Here is a 21760-nt window from a genome sequence, read left to right as displayed (position 1 = left end):
AGAACAGAGTGACAAGTAAACAAGCCGAGCCCATTGCCATAGTTGGCATGGCCGCCCGCTTCCCGGACTGTGAGGATCTGGACGCCTTCTGGCAACTGCTCAGCGAAGGCCGGGATGCCATCAGCTCCCTGAATGACAGCCAATTGGGCGCCAGTGTCAGCGATTATCAAGGCGCAAAAGGCCAAAGCGACCGTTTCTATTGTGATCAGGGCGGTTATATTCGCCAGCTAAACTTCTCGCCCGAGGGCTATGCCAGATCAGCGGATGAAATGGCAACGGGTGCCCAAACCTGGGATCAGCACCTGTTGTGGGCACTCGATTGCGCCCGCAAGGCCCTGCAAAGCGCCGGGCTAACCCCAGCGCAAAACGCTTCCGACTTGGCGCGCTGCGGCGCCGTGATGGGCACGCTTTCGTTCCCTACCCGAGCTTCCAACAAGGCCTTTTTGCCGCTGTATCATCACAGTGTCGATACGGCGCTGCGGCGCCGTTTCCCCGGCATGCCGCCATTGGCGTCAGCCATAGATGCGGGAACGGCTGCAGATGCAAGTATTCGCCATTGGGATACGGATATCGCTGCCCAGGGCTCTGAACTGCTGTGCGATTGCCTGGGCCTTGGCGGCCCCAGCCTGAGCCTGGATGCCGCCTGCGCCAGCTCAGTCTATGCATTGCGCCTGGCCTGCGACTATCTCAGTAACCACAGCGCCGATGTGATGTTGGCCGGTGCCGTCAGCGGCGCCGATCCCTTCTTTATCCATATGGGCTTTTCCATTTTCCAGGCCTTCCCCGAGTCGGGCCAAAGCGCCCCGCTGGATAACAGTTCCGGCGGCCTGTTTGCCGGTGAAGGCTGCGGCGTATTGGTGCTCAAGCGCCTGAGCGATGCCCAAAGGGATGGCGATACCATTCACGGCATAGTCAGAGGCACAGGGCTTTCCAACGATGGTCGCGGCCAGTTTGTCTTAAGCCCCGCCAGCAAGGGCCAGGTACTGGCGTTTGAACGGGCCGCCGAGGCGGCAAATATCGCGCCATCCCAGGTGGAGGTGATTGAATGCCACGCCACGGGTACACCTCTGGGTGACAAGGTGGAACTCAGTTCCATGGAGCAGTTTTTCGGCCCACGCCTGGAAGGCAGTGCCGCGCCTAAAATCGGTTCGGTCAAGTCCAACCTCAGCCACTTGCTGACTGCTGCCGGTATGGCCGGCATCATCAAGTTGCTGCTGTCGATGAAACACAAGCTGTTACCTGCCTCGGTGAGAATATCGGCGCCACTGAGCTCGCCCAACGGCGTGTTTGGCGAGCACAATATAGTGCGCAGCGCCATCCCCTGGCCGACCAAAGCGAGCAATCCCGGCCCGGTTGCCGGGGTGTCTGTGTTCGGATTCGGAGGCTGTAACGCCCACTTGCTGCTCACAGGACCCGATGCTGCCAAAGAGCTTATTCCGGCCAAGCCTTCGCCGGAAACGGCTGCAAACCAGGGCACTGACTGCCTGGCGATTGAGGGCGCCGCCGCGCATTTCGGCGCCGCCGACTCGCTCGAGACGCTTGCCAAACTGATAGCCAAAGGGCAAACGGCCACCAGAGCCCTGCCACCCAAACGCTGGAAAGGCCTGGAGCGAAACCGCTCTTTGCTCTCCAGAATGGGGCTTGAACAGGCGCCCAATGGCGGCTACATAGACAAGTTTGAACTGGATTTCCTCAAGTTCCGCCTGCCGCCCCATCCGGGAGATAGACTGGTGGCGCAGCAATTACTGCTGCTCAAGGTGGCCGATGATGCGATTCGCGATGCCAATCTGCCCATGGGTGGCCGGGTGGCTGTGTTGGTCGCCATGGAAACCGAGCTTGAACTGCATCAGTTCCGCGGCCGGGTCAATCTGCACAGCCAGATTAGCCAGAGCCTTAAAGATGCCGGCATCACCTTAAGTCAAGATGAGTATCTCGAACTCGAGCGTTTGGCGATGGACAGCGTACTGCCCAGCGCCAGCCTCAATCAATACACCAGCTACATAGGCAATATCATGGCCTCCCGGGTCGCCTCCCAATGGGATTTCAACGGCCCGGCTTTCAGTATTTCGGCCGCCGAGCTGTCGGTTCCCCGGGCGTTGGAAGTCGCCGCCAATCTCTGCCGCACCGAGGCGTTGGACGCCGTAGTAGTGGCCGCGGTGGATCTCGCCGGCAGTGCCGAGCGGGTATTGCACTCGGGCAAGCGTCTGCAACAGCTTGGACTGTTACCGGGTGAAGGCGCCGGTGCCTTGGTGCTGAAGCCGTCAGTTGCGCATCAAAGCGGCCGCTACGGCGCCCTGACAGAGCTGAGTTTCAAGCCGTTTTCATCAGTGGAATTAACAGCTAAAGAGCCTCTCTCTACGGCAGACTCAAGGGAGCAAGCATTTTGCCGGGACGCACAGCCTGAGGTAGATGAACACAGCCCCAGCTTCAAGGCCTTTCGTCGTCTCGCGGCCACCAGCCATAGCGCCGTCTCGCGTATGGGGCACAGCTTTGCCGCCGCCGGGATGGCCAGTTTGCTGCACTCGCTGCTGCGCCTGACCCAGGATAGGGATAAAGATTCCCACACCCTGCTGATAGATGGCGAGCGCCGCTGCGCCGCGGTTACTTTGCAACAGTCGGCGGAGCAAAAGGCGCACCTGCAACAGGCGCTCCGCACGCAGAATAAAAAGAGCAGTCAAGAGTCCAATCAAAAGATAGCCGGCGCAAATGTCCGCCAGCTGTGGCAAACCATCACCCTTGGCGGTGACGCCATAGAGCAGCATATAGCCACCGCCGAGCTTAAACACGAGACCGGCATTCGCCAAAAGCTTGCCCAGGCAAAGAACACTCAAGCCCAGGCAGCGCCTGCAATGCACACCAGCAGCCAACAAGTTAACAGTGAACTGACTAAGGAACTCACTCCGGTGAACAATCAGCACGCCCCATCAGCTCTCAGACAATCCGTGCCCGGCGATAAAATTGCGGCCGCTACCCATAGAGCCGGTACCGAAGCGCACCTGCAAGCACTGGCAGATAATCAACGGCTGGCACGTGAAGCGCATCTGGCCTTTCTCAAGAGCCGTGAAACCGGACTGGCACTGGCCTGCGCCCTCTTGGGCGCCGGGGCCACGGCCGAAAACCGCTTAAACGCTGAAAATATCGGCTCAGAAGACAAGCGCTCGGCAGACCAGAGCTCCGCCTCTGTAGCGTCTTTGCCAGCGCGCACGCCCAAGGACTCGGTCCAAACGGCTGCTGAAGCTGTTGCCAAAACCATTACCCCCAAAGCGACATCCCAAGTGACCAAGGACAAACCCTGCATCTGGAATTATCAGGATCTGGTGCAATACGCCGAGGGCGACATAGCGCCGGTATTCGGCCCCGAGTATGCCGTGATCGACAGCTACCGCCGCCGGGTGCGACTGCCCACCACAGATTACCTGCTGGTCTCCAGGGTGACTAAACTCAATGCCCGTCTCGGCGAATACAAGCCGAGCACCATGACCACAGAATATGATATTCCCGTGGACGCCCCCTATCTGGTCGATGGCCAGATCCCTTGGGCGGTAGCCGTGGAGTCGGGCCAGTGTGACTTGATGCTGATAAGCTATCTCGGCATAGATCTGGAGAACAAGGGCGAGCGGGTCTACCGTTTGCTCGACTGTACCCTCACCTTCCTCGGCGATCTGCCCCGTGGCGGTGATACCCTGAGATACGACATCTCCATCAATCACTTCGCCCGCAACGGCGATACCCTGCTGTTTTTCTTCTCCTACGAGTGTTTTGTCGGCGAACGTCTGATCCTCAAAATGGACAACGGCTGCGCCGGTTTCTTCACCGATGCCGAGCTGGCCGATGGCAAGGGAGTCATCCGCACCGAAGAGGAGATCAAGACCCGCAACCTGGCGATGGCGAACAAGCGCCAATTCCAGCCCTTGATCCACTGTAAACAACAGATATTTGATTACCAGCGAATGAGGCAACTGCTGAGCGGCGATATCGGCGCCTGCTTTGGCCCATCTCATGACTTGGGATACCGCCAAGCCTCGCTGTGTTTTGCCTCGGAAAAGTTCCTGATGATCGAAGAGGTCAGCAGAGTCGAACCAAGCGGCGGCGCCTGGGGCCTGGGTCTGGTTGAAGGGCACAAGCAACTGGAGCCGGATCACTGGTATTTCCCCTGTCATTTCAAGGACGATCAGGTGATGGCCGGCTCCTTGATGGCCGAGGGCTGCGGTCAGTTGCTGCAGTTCTATATGCTCTATCTTGGCCTGCACAAACACACCCGCAATGGCCGTTTCCAACCACTGGAAAGTGCGCCGCAGAAGGTGCGTTGCCGCGGACAGGTACTGCCGCAATCCAATCGTCTCACCTATCGGATGGAAGTCACCGAAATAGGACTGACACCCAGCCCCTGGGCCAAGGCCAATATTGAGATCTTGCTCGACGGCAAGGTGGTGGTGGACTTCCAGAATCTGGGCGTCATGCTCAAAGAAGATGAACACTGTCACAGGTACGCCGATGACAGCAACCAGGAGCACGGCGGAAAGCCGCAACAGGTTGCCGCCTCGGCAAGTGATACTAACGAGACACTGAACGCCGGACGCCAGGCGTCCATCAATGCCCCCTTGATGAGCCATGAAAGCTGCCCGGACTCTCAGCCCATTCACGGCGTGCTCCCGGTCAGGCATGTTCCGGCGCCAGTAACGCCGGACTACCCGAATCGCACGCCCGATACTGCGCCCTTTACCCCCTGGCATATGTTTGAATTTGCCACCGGCGATATTGAGAACTGCTTCGGCCCCGACTTTGCCGCCTACCGCGGGCTTATCCCACCGCGCACCCCCTGCGGCGATCTGCAGCTCACCACCAGGGTGACGCAGGTGATTGGCAAGCGCGGCGACTTCAAGTCTCCGGCCTCCTGTATCGGCGAATATGAAGTGCCGCCCAAGGCTTGGTACTTAAGTGAAAACAGTCACCCGGCGCATATGCCCTACTCGATTTTGATGGAGATAGCGCTGCAGCCCAACGGTTTTATTTCCGGCTATATGGGCACCACCTTGGGCTATGGCGACACTGAGCTTTTCTTCCGTAACCTCGACGGTAAAGGCACACTGCTGCGCCGACTTGACCTGCGTGGCAAGACCATCAGCAACGACTCGCGTCTGCTGAGCACTGTCAAGGCGGGCACCAACATCATCCAGAGTTTCAGCTTTGTGCTCAGCGCCGATGGTGAACCCTTCTATGAAGGCGAGGCAGTATTTGGTTACTTCAAGGCCGAGGCGCTGAAAAACCAGTTGGGACTGGATAACGGCAAGGTGACCGAGCCCTGGGATAAACAGCAAGGGCTTGAGGCCGATGTGAGCTATGATCTTCGCGCCGCCGATTGCGCTCTATATCATGGCTCTCGGGATCAAAAACACCTGCGCCTGCCGGGCGGTCGACTCAACTTTGTCGATTCTATCCGCATCTGCCGCCAAGGCGGCCATTCCGGCTTGGGCTACATCTATGGCGAGCGCAAAATCGATGCCGCTGACTGGTTCTTCCGCTTCCATTTCCATCAGGACCCTGTGATGCCGGGCTCGCTCGGAGTGGAAGCCATGCTGGAACTCCTGAGTGCCTTTGCCCTGGACGCCGGGCTTGGGAGCCAATTCAGTAACCCAAGATTCGCCCATTGCCTGAGTCAGGTACAGTGGAAATACCGCGGTCAGATCAATCCCCTGAACCGGCAGATGTCGCTGGAGCTGCATATCACAGCCATAGACGATACGCCGGACAGAGTCACACTGACAGCCGATGCCTGGCTTGCCAAAGATGGCCTGCGAATTTATGAAATAAAAGATCTGGCTCTGGCCATTGAAGAAGCCTGAGCCCTCAGGCAAAAACAACCGAACAGATAATGAGAGCAACAAGATGACAAGCTTCAATTGGCCCTGGGCCCTGAACCCAAATAGTGATGATGTCTTTGCGGCCACGGATAACTATGCCGGCAACGCAATCAAGGCGCTGGATAAGCCGCTGTTTGTCGCCAGACAAACCAAGGATGAAATCCTGTTTGCCAATCAGGCGCAGCTTGCCGAGGCGAGTGCAAGCGGCAATACACTGCCGGTTTGCGCCATGGTGCCGCCACTCAGCGCAGCAGCGCTCGGCGATCCGGCCTTTGCCGCCTGCCACAAAGTCAAGTACGCCTATTATGCCGGCGCCATGGCCAACGGTATCGCCTCCGAAGAGCTGGTGATTGCCCTCGGCAAGGCCGGCATACTCTGCTCATTCGGCGCCGCCGGTCTGGTACCCGCCCGAGTGGAAGCCGCCATCAGCCGAATTCAGGCGGCGCTGCCAAGCGGCCCCTACGCCTTTAACCTGATCCACAGCCCCAGCGAACCGGCACTCGAACAAGGTGCGGTCGAGCTCTATCTCAAACACCGGGTACGTACGGTCGAAGCCTCGGCCTTCCTGGCGCTGACCCCTCACATAGTGAGATATCGGGTGGCCGGACTGAGCCGGGACAGTGACGGCAACACCCTAATCGCCAACAAGGTGATAGCCAAGGTGAGCCGCACCGAAGTCGCCGCCCACTTTATGGCGCCGCCGCCGGAGAAAATCCTCCAGCAGCTGCTGAGTCAGGGATGGATCACTGAACTGCAGGCCGAACTTGCCAGGCAGGTGCCCATGGCCGACGACATTACCGCCGAGGCAGACTCCGGCGGCCATACCGACAATCGTCCTCTGGTTACCCTGCTGCCCACCATTATCGCCTTGCGGGACCAAATGCAGGCAAAATACGCCTACCAAGAACCTATCCGGGTTGGAGCGGGTGGCGGCATAGGCACGCCGGATGCGGCTTTGGCGGCATTCAATATGGGCGCCGCCTTTATTGTTACCGGCTCTATCAATCAGGCCTGTATCGAAGCAGGTGCCAGCGAGCACAGCCGTAAGCTATTGGCGACCGTGGAAATGGCCGATGTCACCATGGCGCCGGCCGCGGATATGTTTGAGATGGGCGTCAAGCTGCAAGTGGTAAAACGCGGCACCCTATTCCCCATGCGAGCCAATAAGCTTTACGAAATCTACAGCCGCTACGACTCGATAGAGGCCATTCCGGCCGATGAGCGCCAAAAACTGGAAACTCAGGTGTTTCGCGCCAATCTGGATGAAATCTGGCAAGGCACGGTTGCCCACTTTATGGCGCGGGATCCCGAACAAATTCGCCGCGCCGAGGGCAATCCAAAGCGCAAGATGGCGCTCATTTTCCGCTGGTATCTGGGGCTATCGAGCCGCTGGTCCAACACAGGGGAAAGCGGTCGGGAGATGGATTACCAGATCTGGGCCGGGCCGGCACTGGGCGCCTTCAACGCCTGGGCCAAGGATAGCTACCTGGATGATTACCGTCAGCGCCGCGCCGTGGACTTGGCACTGCAACTGCTCGTAGGTGCCGCCTATCAAAACCGGGTCAACCAGTTGCGAAGCCAGGGCATAGCCCTGCCATCCAGCCTGGGCCATTATCGGCCGCTGAAATCGCTGGACTGAGCAGGATTACGGCTCATCAAAAAAGGTCTAAAAGGCTCTTTACCATGCACCGCAAACGGGCACTCTGCCTGCTTGCGGTGCAATTCAAATGACACCACTCAATTTGGGGCCTGTAGCCAGTTTGTCATATCGGCCCACCCGCACTGCGTCCAACTTCAATTCCATGTCTAAAATGACCATCTTTGCAAAGATGGCATAAGCATTGCCGCGTTCGCTGCTTGGTCAATAGCGCCAAGCCACTAATATAGCGAGCCATAGCAACGAACCTTAGCAACGAGTAACACCATGAATATCATGCCCAAAGAAGATTCAATACAGATCAGAGCCGATGATTTAAGCCATCCTGCGGTTTTGCAACTGCTAGCAGAGCACCTGCAAGAGATGCAGGCCACATCGCCGCCCGAGAGCGTGCATGCCCTCGACATCAGCGGCCTGAAACAAACGAATATCCACTTCTTCACCCTTTGGGTAACAGAAATACCCGCCGCCTGTGGTGCCATCAAACTTCTTGGTAACGCCGAGGCCGAGCTTAAATCCATGCGCACAGCTGCAAGTTTCCGCCACCGAGGGTACGCCAGAGCCATGCTCAGACACCTGCTGCATCATGCCGCAGGCCTGGGTGTCCAAAGGCTTTATCTGGAAACTGGCACTATGGCCTATTTCGCCCCGGCCCGAGCCTTGTACGCGAGTGAAGGCTTTAGCTTCTGTGCCCCCTTCGCCGACTATCAACAAGACCCAAATAGCTGCTTTATGAGCTTAAAACTGGCAGCGCTGTAGGTCATGTATGGATGCATTTGCATAGCGGCTATCCAACTCTAGCCCTTAAATCGCTATCCTACTTGGCCCGGGTTTCCGTCGAAGCGGCAATCCATCACCTGCTTTGTGAATAGCTGGGCTGCTTAAAAGTCCACAGTAGTTAGCCGCAAGGCTGATGACTCTGGGGGATAAGCTGCAGATGCAGCTCGCCATCTTCGGTAAGCCCCAAGGATTGCCAGCCGAGATGGCGATAGAAGCCTTCGGCGCGGGTGCCCGGTTCTGTACTGAGTTGCAGCTTGCTGCAGCCACCGGCGTGGAGCCAGTCAACAGCTTGCTGTAACAGGGCCTTACCTATGCCCTTTCCTTCCGCCTCTTGAGCGATAAAAAGCGCCCAAATTCTGGCATCATCACGGTCGGCGCAGATAAAACCAAGCAGTTGGGTGTCAGTCTCGGCAACCCAGCTTCGCCGCCGGCCGCTCAGGTAACCGAGATAACAGGCATGAGTGATCCGCCCGGGATCCTGCAGGCGATTTTCGCTCACATTCAACCTCAGTGACATCATGGCGGGGATATCACTTAACCTGGCGGTGCGTATGTTTATGCTCATGCTCGCGTTTGCGGCTAAAAAGACTCTCTTCATAGTGCTCAAATTAGCGCCAACTTAAGGTGACTGTCCAGTTGCCGAGCTCCAGTTGCCGAGAGTCCGGTTGCCTTGAAACGATTAAGGCACTGGCACTGGCACCGGCATTGTCATCTTCACCAAGCACCATATTCCTTGGACATCGCCAGCACATTATGGCGTGAAAACCACACAAGTTGGCGCCAATACCAAAGCAGCACCCAGCCTGATGAGGCACCATGCCGTTGCTTAACAGAAAAGCTTAACCGGGACATCCCCCGGGATAGACCAACAAGGAGCCGAAAATGAAGCTGGATCCCAAAGAGAAATTGTTAGCCGGCAGAGTGCAACAGATATTGGGCCGAGTACTGACCCGTGCCGATTGGCAACTGGCATTAACGCAGGACTTTCATCCGGAATATCATCAGTGGGTGGATGGTAACGAGCTGGATTATAAAGCCTTTTGTGCTCACATTCACTGGCTAAGAAGCCAGGTGAAAATTAGCGAAATCGGCTTTGAGCAGCTCATTTGTCAGCAGCAAAAGGTGTTTTCCTGTCATAGAGTAGCGGGAGAGAAAGCCGATGGCAGCCGATTCAGCATCAGAGTATTGGCCCTGTTTCAATTCGAGGCCGAACGTATTATCCGCACCGACGAGATGAGTTGTGTGTTAAGCGGCGATGATAGCGCCAAGCGGCTGGCGCAGAGCTACTGAAGATATGACTGGCGCCGGAAGAACCTGTGATAAGCCGCCGAAAACGCACTGAGATTCAGATAGCCAAGCTCCAAAGCCACCTGTGTCATTGGCTGCCCTTGCCACAGTCGGCGCTGGGCTTCGAGCATAAGGCTACGACGGCGCCAGTCCTTAAAGCTCACCCCCAGGCACACACGGAACAAGCGATTCAGCGTCCGCTCGGAAGCGCCGCAGTGCTTGGAAAAATCCTCTAGACGCAGCTTAAGATTGGGCGAACGCTGCATGGTTTCGATAACTGGCAATAGCCTGGGGTCCAGACTCTGGTAAAGCGGCTCGAGCCGGCCTTGAGGCTGAAGCTGACACAGATTATCCTGCAGCACTTCAAGATAGGCGGCCTCCTTGTCTTCAGTGACAGTTTCCAGTCTTTGCAGCAGCGCCGACCACAGTGGACTGACGCTCATGGGCGCAGGTCCTTGATGCAATCCCTGAGACTGCCAATGCTGCGGCAATACCTCGGGCCGCAAATAGAATAAACTGCAGCGTGTATATTTCAGCAATCTATGAGCATGCTCGCACCCGGGCGGCAGGTACAGGAGTTGACCGCTAAGCAGCAAGGACTCGGCTTGGCCGCTCTCCAGCAAAACCGCGCCATGATGCAGATAGATAAGCTGACCGATATCGTGGCTATGGCACCCTGTGGCGTCGCTTTCACTGTAGTGTCTCAATAAATGCCGCATCGCTTTCCCTTATCTCCTTGCCTTGACACAATCTTCCGGCTCATGCCCGGAACGCAAGCATAGCGGCGACGCCCCCTTTCGCTCAAGCGGGCTTGGTTTAAGATTCCCCAACAAAGAGCAAACCACAGGCAACAGGACTGCAATTGTAAGATGCCTGAATATACGCTAGGTTTATTCAGTTAATTCAGCCAGATAAATCTGGCAAACGTCAGTACACAAGGATGGTCGCCATGAACGAACAACGCCCCGACTTTATCTACCCTCCCGGCTCAGTGCTTATGCACTCTCCTCTGGTGTTAACCCAGGCCGATATGTACGGCTTTTTCCTCAAGGGCAAGCTTGCCAATTTGCAACAGAGTGTCGATCAAACCCTGAACCGGGTCGCCAACAACAAGATGTATTTCAAGGTGTTGTCCCCTTATATACTGACAACTTTCACTCAAATAGCCAAGGCTTATTCCAGTGTCGAGGTGGATCGCAACAAGGGTTGGATCCAGGAAACCGATATCATCACCTGGGTGATGGTGGGCAAACAGGCCGGTCCGGATTCCGACGAAATCAGCGAAATTCTGTTTCAGCCGCTGCATATCTGGGTCAATGATGCGATGGCATTGATCAATGGCCGCGAGTTGTTTGGTTATCCCAAATACGCCTGCGAATACCGGATGCCTGGCGTAGATGAGCCGCTGACAGAACTGTCGTTATCGGCCAAGAGTTTTCAAAAATTTTCCCCGGATGCCGAACTGGCAATGGCACCACTGCTCCAGGTTAAGTGCAGGCCGCAGCAGGAGAATGCCCTCTCTCCACTGGAAGCCATAGGCCAAACCTGGGACTTTATTCAGGCCCAAACCGACTTTATTCCCGATCTGGATGCTCTTGGAGCCGAGCAGGTATTCGAACTGCTGTTCAAACCGGCGGTGGAGCAAGTTTTCCTGAAGCAGTTCCCCGACGCTTCCGGCACCAAGGCGGTATATCAGGCACTGCTGCAGGCGCCGGCCAGAGTCAACAAGGTGCATCATCTGTCGCTGCTGGATAACTCCCTGGTGGCCACCGTCTTTGCCAACGACAGCTTCCCGCTGGCCGACACCCTGGGGGTACAACTCGGCGAGCAGCAGGTGTTGCTGCCCTACCATGTGAACTTTGACTTTGAGGTACCGCCGGGCGAAGTATTGGTGGATAACTCTATAGTCAAAAAAGAGAAAATTGCCATTCTCGGTGGAGGCGTTGCCGCCATTACCGCTGCCATGTGCCTGACCGAACAACCTGGCTGGCAAAACCGGTACCAGATAGATATCTATCAACAGGGCTGGCGCATTGGTGGCAAGGGAGCCTCCGGGCGCAATGCCGCCATGGGGGATCGTATCGAAGAGCATGGGCTGCATATTTGGTTTGGTTTCTACCAAAATGCCGCCGCTCTGATGCGCAAAGCCTATGAAGAACTGGGGCGAGCGGATGACGCGCCGCTGGCCAGCTTTGTCGAAGCCTTCAAGCCCCATAACTTCATTGTGCTGCAGGAGCAGATAGAGGGGCGCAGCCTGAGCTGGCCCATAGAGTTCCCGCCTATGCCGGGTATCCCCGGCGACAGTACAGAAACCCTGACGCTGTGGAAATTGGTCAAGGCGGCCTTCTACTGGATCCGTCAATGGTTAAAACAGATGGATGAAGTCGATGAGGCAGTGGCCAAGGATAGCCCCAGAGACTGGTTCTCCCGCGACTGGTTTGAACGCCTGAACGATCGCATCGAAGAGGCGCTGGATGACGCCAAAGATAGCCTGGAAACCCTGGGGGACAAGCTGGAGTGCCGCTTCAACCAGCTGATAGGCCAGGAGTGTGACGATCACCACCACGACACTGTCGAGGACGATGGCCTAATCGAGAGTGCCGTCAGTATACTGCATCGGCGTCTCAACCGCCGCTTTGGCGATCACTTGAGTGGCAATGACGAGCTCAGGCGCCTCTACATAGGTGCCGACCTCGGTCTGACCATACTCAAGGGGATGTTTGTCGATGGGGTATTCAAGGGCGGGTTCGATGTTATCAACGGCTATGACTACCGCGAATGGCTGCGTCGCCATGGCGCCAGCGAGCGCTACACTGTCGATTCAGCACCGGTCAGGGGCTTCTACGATCTGGTGTTTGCCTACGAGCAGGGCGATTTCTCCCGCCCCAATGTGGAAGCCGGCACCATAATCCGTTCCATGCTGAGAATTGCCCTCTGCTACCAAGGGGGCGTGATGTGGAAAATGCAGGCCGGCATGGGCGACACAGTATTCACCCCCTACTATGAAGTGTTGAAACGCCGAGGAGTAAATTTTCACTTCTTCCATCAGGTACAACAGCTGCATTGTCAGGGGCAATCCGTCAGCAGCATAGAGATAATGGAGCAGGCCAGCCTCAAACCCGGACTCAGCGAGTATCAGCCGCTGGTGGATGTCAAAGGACTCGGCTGCTGGCCAAGCGAGCCTCTGCTATCACAACTGGATGAAACTCAAGCCAGATTAATTGCCGAAAACCGGGTCAACCTGGAACACTTCTGGAGTGATTGGCCGCAGCTGTACCAGCAAGAAACCGGCCACGCTCTGCCGGTGAAGCAACTGCGTAAGGGGATTGATTTTGACAAGGTGATCTTCGGTCTATCCATAGGAGCCGTTCCTCATGTGGCTAAAGAAGTGATGACCCAAAGTTCGGCGCTATCCCAAGCTGTGGCCAAGGTGCAAACCGTGGCGACCCAGGCCTATCAGCTGTGGCTCAACACAGATCTCAACGGCCTTGGCTGGCAGCTTTTTCCGGCTTCCGGCGAAGAGCCTGTGCTGTCGGCCTTCAGCGAGCCCTATGACACCTGGGCCAGTATGGATCAATTGATTGACAAAGAAAACTGGCCGATAGGCAGCGTCAAAAATGCCAGTTACTTCTGCTCGGCGCTGCCGGTTGCCGAATATCCACCCAGAGAGCAGAGTGACTTTAACCAGCAAATGAATGCCGTGGCCAAGTCCGGGGCTCTGGGGCAACTCGAGCATCAAATAGGCAATCTCTGGCCGGAAGCCAAAAATGGCTTTGTCTGGGACTGGCTGCACGACCCGGAGGAACGTCAAGGACAACAGCGCTTTGACAGCCAATACTGGCGTGCCAATGTCGACCCGTCCGAGCGGTATGTGTTGTCGGTGAAAGACAGCTCGCGTTTTCGCATCACCACAGACGGTACTGGGCTGGATAACCTCTATGTCACCGGCGATTGGATAAAAACAGGGCTGAATGTGGGCTGCGTCGAAGCTGCAACCATGGCGGGTATGCACACCTCCAAGGCCATCAGTGGCTATCCGCGCCATATCAAGGGTGAGGAAGACTTCTGATAGGCATCCAGGCGAGATTTAGCCTGTTCGACTCAGCTTTGGACTTGCTCTAGACTGAGCTGCTGACTTAGCTCTGGACTTAGCCCCGTGAGCTTAGCGGGGCAGGCCTTCGGCTGCAGCCAGTTGTCTGGCGTGCAGCTCACGGCGACGCAGACTCTTGCACTGATACAAGTCTTTGTCGGCAGCGCGGACCCAATCCTGGATCTTTTCTTTATCTGTACTGGTGGCAGAGCCATGATTGACACAGAGCTCGGCAAAACCTTCACTGGCAATACGCTGCTCCAGCCTCGGCAGTAAGTTCTGCAGTTGCTGCGCCTCGGCTTCCGGCAACAGCAAAGCAAAGTCATCGCCACCGATACGAAAAGGCTTTAACTTGGCCACAGACCAGCTCTTTAGCTCTTCGGCTATCGCCAGCAGCAATCTGTCCCCTTCCCCATGCCCCAGGGTGTCATTGACCCGTTTCAGCCCCTCAATATCCAGCAATACCAACATATATCCCGGCTTGGGCATGCCACTACTCAGGCAAGTATCCGCCAGACTCTCATCATAGGCCAAGCGGTTGGCAAGACCTGTGAGGCTATCACTGCGGGCTCGCTCCCAAGCGATGCCCAACTTGCGGATATACTCCTGGCGCTCTTCCGACAAGAGTTTGAGCTTGCTTGCCAACGCCAAGGACAGCAGCAGAGCATCGGCAGTGCCGCCCAGCAGAGTCGCCAGCTCGGCATACTCAAAGAAGTCCGGGGTGATACCCATGTTACCGGGCAATATGATGATTGCCGGCAATAGCAAACAGCTGAAAGCCATGATGAAATAGCGTGCCGGCGAGAAGCCTTTCATCAGACAGACATTACCGCAAACTATCGCCAGTCCAATCCAGAGCATGATAAGCACGGAAGCAATAATCGCCGTGTAGGACAAAAGCCAGATACTGGTAGGCAGAGCCAGCACACAGGCCCACAGTAAGATGCGGCTGAGACGCCAAAGCTTGGGCGAATAGAGAGAAAGCTGCAAAAAATTGTTATAGAACAATATGTTCAATATTGGCAGGCTGATAAAGAACAGGTGGTGCAACTCGAGTTGCCGAAACTGAAACAGGTGCACAGGCAAGTGGAAGGTCAAGGCCCAGCCGCAGAAGTAGGCCAGCACATAAAGACCGTACCAAAAAAACGCCTTGTCACGGGTGGTAAAGAAGATGAACAGGTTATAGCAGGCGATAAAAATCAAGCCCCCGAGGCATAGCACCACGGCGGTGGCATGCCTGTCGGCACTGAGCCTGTGTTCCCTTTCCGGTGCCAGACGGATCTCGGGTGCCGATGAGTAGTAACGGCTCTCGACCTTGACCACCAACCAATAGTCTATCCCTGGCTTGATGGTGAACCGCCTGCCGTAATCAAACAGATACTGATAGTCGGCATCATAGCCAGAGTGGGCTTGTTGCATGCTGCCATCCTGCCCAAGCAGCAGAAGGTCGATGGATTCTATGATGGAATTGCGTACGTCTATGACCCAAGTCTGTTCACGACTGGCCACCCGCAAAGGGTTCACCATCCAGTAACTGCCACCACTCAAACTCAGGCTGGTTTCCTGTTGCGCTCGGATCCAGGCAGGTACCCCCTCGAATGAGGTCGGAGCCAGCTGTTGTGGCTCAGCCTTAAGAATGTAGCTGTTGTCGAGCACCTGAGCGGCCCAGGCACCAACACTGAATTGGAACAGAACAAACGCAAGCAGTAGCCTGAAAAGGTAACCTGGGTGTTTATCCATATTGAAGGGCGAACGTTTGTCTGTCGGCAAATCGATTTCCGTCCAAGACCATGGCCGTATCCTTATCCCTGAGCACAAAAACGCCCAAGGCACTGAATCTATTTTTATTGTTGGTGATTTAACTCTATTTCGGCTAATGGCATTTTGCAATCTGGCTCACGGCATTCGTGACAAAATTCTGTCAGGAAACGCAAGTTTGCCACGAGCTGATGACAAAAAAGTGTAAATTCAGTCGATTCTGACCCTATCCCCCACCAACTTGAGCATTTCTGTAGCGACATCCACTTGAGCGGCCAACACTAAAAAGTACCACCCCACGGTATTACCTGTGCCCCTGATACTCAGATAATTACCCCAAAACTGCATCCCGGACTTGAGCAAGTTGTCACGACTGGCACGATTCTCTTCTCTAACTGTAGCAAACAATAGCCGAATCCCCATTTCCCGGGCGATTTGGATCCGCTTTCGCGTCAAGGCTGCCGCAATCCCCCGCCGTCTGTACTCAGGATGCACCATTAAATACCCAAGCTCGGCGATATCTCCTCGTCCGGCCTTAATCACAGCGCAACCCACCAGCTCCCCGGCCCCGTTTTGCGCCACTATCACGGCACGGGAGGCCATAAAGGCCTGATGATCCAAGGGGTGAGCATTATCATCGCGGCTGTCCACCAAAGCACAAGCGGCAGCAATCAGATCTGGACTTTGGGCCAGGGAAACCGTGATTTCCTGGGCAGGATTAGGCATAGATACTCCTTTGGTGACTATACTTGGCGGATATGTGAGCTATTGAAGGGGACACCCCCATAAAACTTAACCTCGGCTTAACCAGATTAACGTATGGCTACAGGTAAAAGCCGCAATTAGTTCGGGAAGGTGCGAATAAGTCCTCGTGGCCTTCTCTTTTGTGTAGAGAGTGGCTTACACAGCAATTGGCGTTCAAGGCATCTGACTGAAGGCATGCCGGGGCCTGTCGAAGTCGGATAACGCAGAGAGCCGGTTGCTGTGTAAGCCCCGAAGGGCGTGGCTTATAGGCCAGTCTGCTGTGTTGTGCTTCTTGCAAAGGACTGAGCCATTTACTGCGAACCACGCCTTGCATCCTGGCCAGTAAGCCGGCGCAGAGCACACATAGGACCTGTTCGCACCTTCCTTATGTTAGCCCCATTGAGGGAGTTTGTGGCAGACAACAAACATAATTCTCTGAGTAACCCCCGGTAATCGGGTAGCTGTCACGCTCCGGGAATAACAAGAGGAACCAAGATGAAAAATCGTATCTCGACTATTGCACTGCTTTGCGGCTCAGGCCTATTACTGGCGGCCTGTGGTGGTAGTGACAATGACACCCCGCCGACACCTACGCCTGATACCGCCAAAGTCAGCTTTGCCGTGTCTGATGCCCCGGTCGACAGCGCCGAAAAAGTGGTAGTGGCATTTGACAAAATTGAGCTGGTAAGAGCAGGACAGGATAACATCATCCTCGAGGTCTCCGGACCTAACGGCGAGGACTACCGCCAACTGGATCTGCTGGAATATCAAGGCAGCGACAGCGCCCTCATCCTCAGCGATGCCGAGTTGGAAGTAGGCACTTATTCAGAACTCATCCTGCATGTATTGGATGAATCGGTCGGTTCAGATCTCAGCTATGTGATCGACGAAACCGGTCAAGTGCCACTCAAACAACCCAGTAATAAACTGCGTTTGGGCAGCTTTGAGGTTGGCAGCGCCGGCGTTCAGCGTTTTACCATAGAGTTTGACCTGCGCCGTAGTCTGGTGGAGAACCAAAATGGCCAGCGTTACAACCTCAAGCCTCATGGCGTGACTATAGTCGACAACGCGACTGTCGCTTCATTGTCCGGCCAAGTGGATATCAACCTGTTCAACGCCGGTGAATGTGCTGCCGATAGCGGTAACTTTGTCTACCTCTATCCCGGCCACGATCTGGACCCAACACTGCTGACCGACAACCTGGATCCGGATGTCAATCAGAATGCCGTACCAGAAGGTGCCGTAGTGCCTTACAACTCGGTCGAAGTAGAGTATGAAGTGGGTAACTTCGGCAAATACGCCTTTGGCTTTATTCCCGCCGGGGATTATACAGTAGCCTTCAGTTGCAGCGCGGAAAATGACGATCCAGAGCAATATGATGGTCTTATCATTCCCAACCCTGCCCCTCAGTTGCATCAGGTCACCCTGAGCAACCAAACCGACACTGTGCAAGATTTCAACGCAATTGTCGCCCAGTAGCTTTCAAAGCCTTATGTGAAAGGGAGCCTGTGCTCCCTTTTCTTTTGACTGTCTTCTATTGAGCCCACTTTGCAGAAGTGGTCAATGCTGTGCCATAAAACGCTGTCACATAAATAGCTAACGACTATAGATACAGCAAGGTTGCCAATCCAAGGAAGGTAAAGAAGCCGACAACATCCGTGACCGTGGTCAGGATCACTGAGCCTGAAAGTGCAGCATCCTGATTGAATTTCTGTAATATCATGGGTACTGCCACCCCGGCCAAGGCCGCAACCAGCATATTGACCAAAATTGCCACGGCTATCGTCATACCAATCAGGTTATCGTCAAACCAGAGCCCTGCCACCAAACCTATGAGTATGGCCCAGAGAATGCCGTTGAGTGCCCCTATCCCGAGTTCGTTCTTCATCAAGGAAAACAGGTTGCCTATGGAAATCTGTCCCATCGCCATGCCGCGGATCATCAGGGTCAATGATTGCGAGCCGGCAATACCACCCATAGAAGCCACTATCGGCATCAATACCGCCAGCGCCACTACTTTTGCCAATACATCCTCGAACAAACCTATGGTGGCAGAGGCCAAAAATGCCGTCAGCAGATTGATCCCGAGCCAAATGGCACGGCGACGCGCGCCCTTGACGATAGGCGCAAACAGGTCATCGGATTCATCCATACCGGCCGAAGCCATCAAACGCGCTTCATAGTGTTCTCGCACCAAGGCGGTTGCCGTTCGCAGCGTCAAGCGGCCGATTAAGGTGCCTTCTTCATCAACCACCGGCAGTTCAATGTCTGAGCTATGCTCTATCGCTTCGGCCGCCTCTATCAAGGATGAATCGGCCGACAATACCCGGCTGTCCGGTTCAATAAGCGAAATAAGCTGGGTTTGTGGATCCTGGCGAAAAATTTCATAGCGACTGACTGTCCCCTGGTAATGATTATCCTCATCCACCAGATAGAGATTTTCGCAGCAATCCAAGTCAATGCGGCGGAAAAAACGTTGCGCCTGTTCCACCCGGCTTTTGTTACTGAGCACCAAGGCCTGATGTTCTGTGTAACGGCCTATTTCATTTTCCGAGTATTGATCATAAAGCTCGTAGCGCTTGCGTTGCCGCTCACCCATTTGCGCCAAAGCGCGGTCGATAAAGCTGTCGGGCAGATAATCGCTCCACTCGATCATCTCTTCAGCTGACAGCTGCGCCAGCAACAGATCCACCTCTTCCACAGACATCTGCCTAAGAAGGCTCATCCTGGGTTCGGCGCGCATCAAGCTGAGCACAGCCGAGCGCTCGGCAAAGGCTATCTGATTCCAGCGCTCATAGCGTTCATCCAGCGGCAAGGACTCCAGCAATAAGGCTATAGTGCCAGGTTCGGCCTCTTCAAGGATCTCACCAAAGACCTCGGCCTGAGCTTCGCCCTCCAATAGCGTTAACTGCTGTACCACCTGCCCCACTTCTGCTTGAGGTTGAAGCTCCGGCTCGGCTGCTGTTTGTGTCACTCAACTCTCCTCTCTTTCTTCTTGTTGGTATGCGCTTGGGTCAACATTTAAATTGCACGCAAATAAATTGCTGACAATAAAACTTGTGATATATAGTAAAGTCTCAACCAAGGAGCCACTATGTCTAACTCAATATACGCTATCCCACTGGAGAATATCCAAGGACAACAAACGGATCTCAGCGAATTTCAAGGCCGGGTCATGTTACTGGTCAATACCGCCAGTGCCTGTGGCTTTACTCCTCAGTATGCCGGATTGGAAAGCCTGTATCAGGAATTCAAAGACCAAGGCCTGGTTGTACTCGGCTTTCCCTGTAACCAGTTTGGTGCTCAGGAAAAGGGCAATGAGCAGGAGATCCAGTCCTTCTGCGAATTGAATTTTGGTGTCAGCTTCCCACTGTTTGCCAAGCTGGAAGTCAATGGCCCCAATGCTCATCCCTTGTTTAAACTGCTCAAGCAACAGGCCCCTGGCGTGTTGGGTTCGGAAGGGATTAAATGGAATTTCACCAAGTTTCTGGTCGATCGCCATGGCAAAGTCATCAAGCGCTATGCTCCCACAACCAAACCCGAGGCTCTGCGTGAACAGATTCTCCAGCTGTTACAGGATAAATAATCAATTGAAAAATAAACCAATTAAAAAAACATGATCATTTTTCGCCATTCAGGGGGAACCAAAACATCACTAAAGACTCCAACATAGTGAGCAGTGAATTTACTTTTTCATGTTCATCATTCTCCCTAAGGGGCTTCTAGCGCAGCCCCATTGATCTTCGATAGATCATAAGGCAGTCCTTAATGGCTGCCTTTTTTTATGCCTGCCGGCTCCCCAAGAAAAATCTCTTTATGGCTGAACTTTTTCTCTCCGAATGGCTCTGAATAAGTGAAGCGATTTTAACGGTTTCATCATCATCTCCCTTTGGACTGAGATACTGGAGCTAGCGCACAAGATCTTTGTCCCCTGCATTTTTTAGGCAGTCCTTTGGACTGCCATTTTTATTCTCTATTTTCATGCTGTTTGGGGACTTGCCTTTAATCATGCTTGGCATGTCGCAGATAAAAAATTTATCCACCAGGGAAACTTTTTCGTCAAAGCCGACTCTGAATAACAGAACCTTTTTCAAGTGTTTCATCATCACCTCCCTTGGATGGGAGCCCGACGCTAGCGCAGCGGGTTTTCATTCTTTGCATGACTTAGTTTTGTACGACCTAGTTTTGTACGAATTTGTATGGCAGCCCCTTGGGTTGCCATTTTTTATCCCCGGTTTTTCATTGCAAACCAAGGTCAGCAAAAAAATTTATCCACCAGGGAAACTTTTTCGTCAAAACCGACTCTGAATAACTGAACCTTTTTCAAGTGTTTCATCATCACCTCCCTTGGATGGGGGTTGTTGTTTGACTTAGTTTTGTACGAATCAGTTTTGTACGACCTTGTATGGCAGCCCCTTGGGTTGCCATTTTTTTATCCCCGGTTTGTCATTGCAAACCAAGGTCAGCAAAAAAATTTCTCTTCCAGGGAAACTTTTTCGTCAAAACCGACTCTGAATAACTGAACCTTTTTCAAGTGTTTCATCATCACCTCCCTTGGATGGGGCCCCGACGCTAGCGCAGCGGGTTTTCATTCTTTGCACGACTTAGTTTTGTACGAATCAGTTTTGTACGACCTTGTATGGCAGCCCCTTGGGTTGCCATTTTTTTATCCTACAGCTCGACTCATTCGGATAGATAAATAGTTAATGCCAATATTGCCATTCAAGAAAATGAAAAGACTGAGTCAAACTCACTGTAAGAGCATAATGTGACAGACTTTTTGGGGTTCTACAGATAGGAGTGAAGCAAATAAAACTGAATTATTTTGCTTGGTGCGGGAACTCGCGGAAAAATCGGCAGTCAGAATTAGTGAACCGAGTGTTTCATCATTATCCTCCCTTCAAGATGGTTTCTAGCGCACCATCCAGAGTTTAGATTGAACTCTGACAGCGACCCAAATGGGTCGCTTTTTTTATGCCAGGATTTTACTGTTTGTCAGGCCCATTGAGGTGCGGTTTGTGAACTTTGCAGGAGCGTGGTCAGCATATTGGCCAGCTTATCCAACATCAGCTTCAACCCCTTTGGCATACTTTGAACATCTATGCCAAGCAGCAAGTTTTTGACCTCGAGGCCCAATTCGGTATCGCCCTCAATACTGAGCCGGCGCTGGAAAAACAGGGTGTCAGGATCCTCTTTGGCGGCGGCGACCAGCAAGAGTTCGGCGCTATTGGCGCTGAAGGTGACTTCCGGAGCCGTAAAAGGCCGCACCTTGAAACCTTGTTCGAAACTGACTTCAAATGCCAACTCCATATCCTCAACCCGAACGCCAACCCATTGCCCTTCAAGAAAGTCCAACTCACCATCCTGAACCTGTTCGCTGAGCAATACCGCCAATAGCTGCTGCAGTACGTTCGCCTTGATGGCGAAGGGAACCAAGGTCAGCGGTTTTCCAACCAACTTGGGAGCCAGAGTGAGAATATCGCGCGCCGCCTTGGCGGCTAAAGCCGTGCGCATCTTGAGTTACTCCTGATTAAAATGCCAAAACTCCGGCAGTCTAACCAAGTTTTATGATCATAAACCTGT

General features: G+C 54.3%; 13 protein-coding genes and 1 pseudogene. 7 read left to right on the top strand and 7 right to left on the bottom strand.

The features are described 5' to 3' along the window. Positions 1-8: 8 nt before the first annotated feature. From N512_RS0106845 to N512_RS0106835, 3 genes and pseudogenes are all read left to right on the top strand, one after another. Positions 9-5843, top strand: coding sequence for a hotdog fold thioesterase (locus tag N512_RS0106845; protein ID WP_028779830.1), 5835 nt, complete (start codon positions 9-11; stop codon positions 5841-5843). Positions 5844-6069: 226 nt separating this feature from the next. After that, positions 6070-7500: pseudogene (locus tag N512_RS0106840) on the top strand (PfaD family polyunsaturated fatty acid/polyketide biosynthesis protein); the annotation flags it as partial. A gap of 285 nt (positions 7501-7785) precedes the next feature. Next, entirely contained in the window at positions 7786-8277 is a 492-nt protein-coding gene (locus N512_RS0106835; protein WP_231473531.1) for a GNAT family N-acetyltransferase, read from the top strand. A gap of 139 nt (positions 8278-8416) precedes the next feature. Here N512_RS0106835 and N512_RS22420 read toward each other — a convergent pair whose 3' ends face one another. Further along, complete coding sequence (locus N512_RS22420) at positions 8417-8863, bottom strand: GNAT family N-acetyltransferase (RefSeq protein ID WP_037474398.1); 447 nt, start codon at positions 8861-8863, stop codon at positions 8417-8419. Between the two features lie 317 nt (positions 8864-9180). Here N512_RS22420 and N512_RS0106820 point away from each other — a divergent pair, with 317 nt between their 5' ends. Next, entirely contained in the window at positions 9181-9588 is a 408-nt protein-coding gene (locus tag N512_RS0106820; RefSeq protein WP_028779827.1) for a nuclear transport factor 2 family protein, read from the top strand. Here the strand turns inward: N512_RS0106820 and N512_RS24010 are convergent. Further along, the gene (locus tag N512_RS24010) at positions 9582-10304 is read right to left on the bottom strand and encodes an AraC family transcriptional regulator (RefSeq protein ID WP_028779826.1); all 723 of its coding nucleotides are present in this window, start codon (positions 10302-10304) and stop codon (positions 9582-9584) included. The two genes, N512_RS0106820 and N512_RS24010, sit on opposite strands and share 7 nt — an antisense overlap. A gap of 230 nt (positions 10305-10534) precedes the next feature. Here N512_RS24010 and N512_RS0106810 point away from each other — a divergent pair, with 230 nt between their 5' ends. Continuing rightward, entirely contained in the window at positions 10535-13654 is a 3120-nt protein-coding gene (locus N512_RS0106810; protein WP_028779825.1) for an NAD(P)-binding protein, read from the top strand. A 93-nt stretch (positions 13655-13747) separates the two neighbouring features. Here the strand turns inward: N512_RS0106810 and N512_RS22415 are convergent, their stop codons facing one another. After that, positions 13748-15415 (bottom strand): GGDEF domain-containing protein, encoded by a 1668-nt coding sequence (locus N512_RS22415; protein ID WP_037474430.1) that lies wholly within the window; start codon positions 15413-15415, stop codon positions 13748-13750. A 228-nt stretch (positions 15416-15643) separates the two neighbouring features. Next, positions 15644-16159 (bottom strand): GNAT family N-acetyltransferase, encoded by a 516-nt coding sequence (locus tag N512_RS0106800; RefSeq protein ID WP_028779824.1) that lies wholly within the window; start codon positions 16157-16159, stop codon positions 15644-15646. A 513-nt stretch (positions 16160-16672) separates the two neighbouring features. Between N512_RS0106800 and N512_RS0106795 the strand changes: the two genes are divergently transcribed. Beyond that, positions 16673-17656: a DUF4382 domain-containing protein gene (locus N512_RS0106795; protein ID WP_037474397.1), complete on the top strand. Its 984-nt coding sequence runs from the start codon at positions 16673-16675 to the stop codon at positions 17654-17656. Positions 17657-17780: 124 nt separating this feature from the next. Here the strand turns inward: N512_RS0106795 and N512_RS0106790 are convergent, their stop codons facing one another. Beyond that, the gene (locus N512_RS0106790) at positions 17781-19151 is read right to left on the bottom strand and encodes a magnesium transporter (RefSeq protein WP_028779822.1); all 1371 of its coding nucleotides are present in this window, start codon (positions 19149-19151) and stop codon (positions 17781-17783) included. 120 nt (positions 19152-19271) lie between these two features. Here N512_RS0106790 and N512_RS0106785 point away from each other — a divergent pair, with 120 nt between their 5' ends. Beyond that, positions 19272-19763 (top strand): glutathione peroxidase, encoded by a 492-nt coding sequence (locus tag N512_RS0106785; protein WP_028779821.1) that lies wholly within the window; start codon positions 19272-19274, stop codon positions 19761-19763. 322 nt (positions 19764-20085) lie between these two features. Here N512_RS0106785 and N512_RS0106775 read toward each other — a convergent pair whose 3' ends face one another. Continuing rightward, complete coding sequence (locus N512_RS0106775; RefSeq protein WP_028779820.1) at positions 20086-20280, bottom strand: hypothetical protein; 195 nt, start codon at positions 20278-20280, stop codon at positions 20086-20088. Between the two features lie 892 nt (positions 20281-21172). After that, entirely contained in the window at positions 21173-21691 is a 519-nt protein-coding gene (gene ubiT / locus N512_RS0106765) for a ubiquinone anaerobic biosynthesis accessory factor UbiT (RefSeq protein ID WP_028779819.1), read from the bottom strand. Between the last annotated feature and the right edge of the window lie 69 nt (positions 21692-21760).

Origin of the sequence: Shewanella sp. 38A_GOM-205m, assembly GCF_000518445.1 — a bacterium.
GTDB classification, from domain to species: Bacteria; Pseudomonadota; Gammaproteobacteria; order Enterobacterales; family Shewanellaceae; genus Shewanella; species Shewanella algae.
Note: the sequence above shows the minus strand (reverse complement) of the source record. Positions and strands in the feature narration are given on the sequence as shown.

Excerpts from the sequence above, each read along its gene's own strand:
- N512_RS0106795 (WP_037474397.1), top strand. The coding sequence starts at position 16,673 with ATGAAAAATCGTATCTCGACTATTGCACTGCTTTGCGGCTCAGGCCTA.
- N512_RS22415 (WP_037474430.1), bottom strand. The coding sequence starts at position 15,415 with ATGGATAAACACCCAGGTTACCTTTTCAGGCTACTGCTTGCGTTTGTT.
- N512_RS0106820 (WP_028779827.1), top strand. The coding sequence starts at position 9,181 with ATGAAGCTGGATCCCAAAGAGAAATTGTTAGCCGGCAGAGTGCAACAG.
- N512_RS0106785 (WP_028779821.1), top strand. The coding sequence starts at position 19,272 with ATGTCTAACTCAATATACGCTATCCCACTGGAGAATATCCAAGGACAA.
- N512_RS22420 (WP_037474398.1), bottom strand. The coding sequence starts at position 8,863 with ATGAGCATAAACATACGCACCGCCAGGTTAAGTGATATCCCCGCCATG.
- N512_RS0106800 (WP_028779824.1), bottom strand. The coding sequence starts at position 16,159 with ATGCCTAATCCTGCCCAGGAAATCACGGTTTCCCTGGCCCAAAGTCCA.
- N512_RS0106810 (WP_028779825.1), top strand. The coding sequence starts at position 10,535 with ATGAACGAACAACGCCCCGACTTTATCTACCCTCCCGGCTCAGTGCTT.
- N512_RS0106835 (WP_231473531.1), top strand. The coding sequence starts at position 7,786 with ATGAATATCATGCCCAAAGAAGATTCAATACAGATCAGAGCCGATGAT.
- ubiT (WP_028779819.1), bottom strand. The coding sequence starts at position 21,691 with ATGCGCACGGCTTTAGCCGCCAAGGCGGCGCGCGATATTCTCACTCTG.
- N512_RS24010 (WP_028779826.1), bottom strand. The coding sequence starts at position 10,304 with ATGCGGCATTTATTGAGACACTACAGTGAAAGCGACGCCACAGGGTGC.
- N512_RS0106775 (WP_028779820.1), bottom strand. The coding sequence starts at position 20,280 with ATGAAACACTTGAAAAAGGTTCTGTTATTCAGAGTCGGCTTTGACGAA.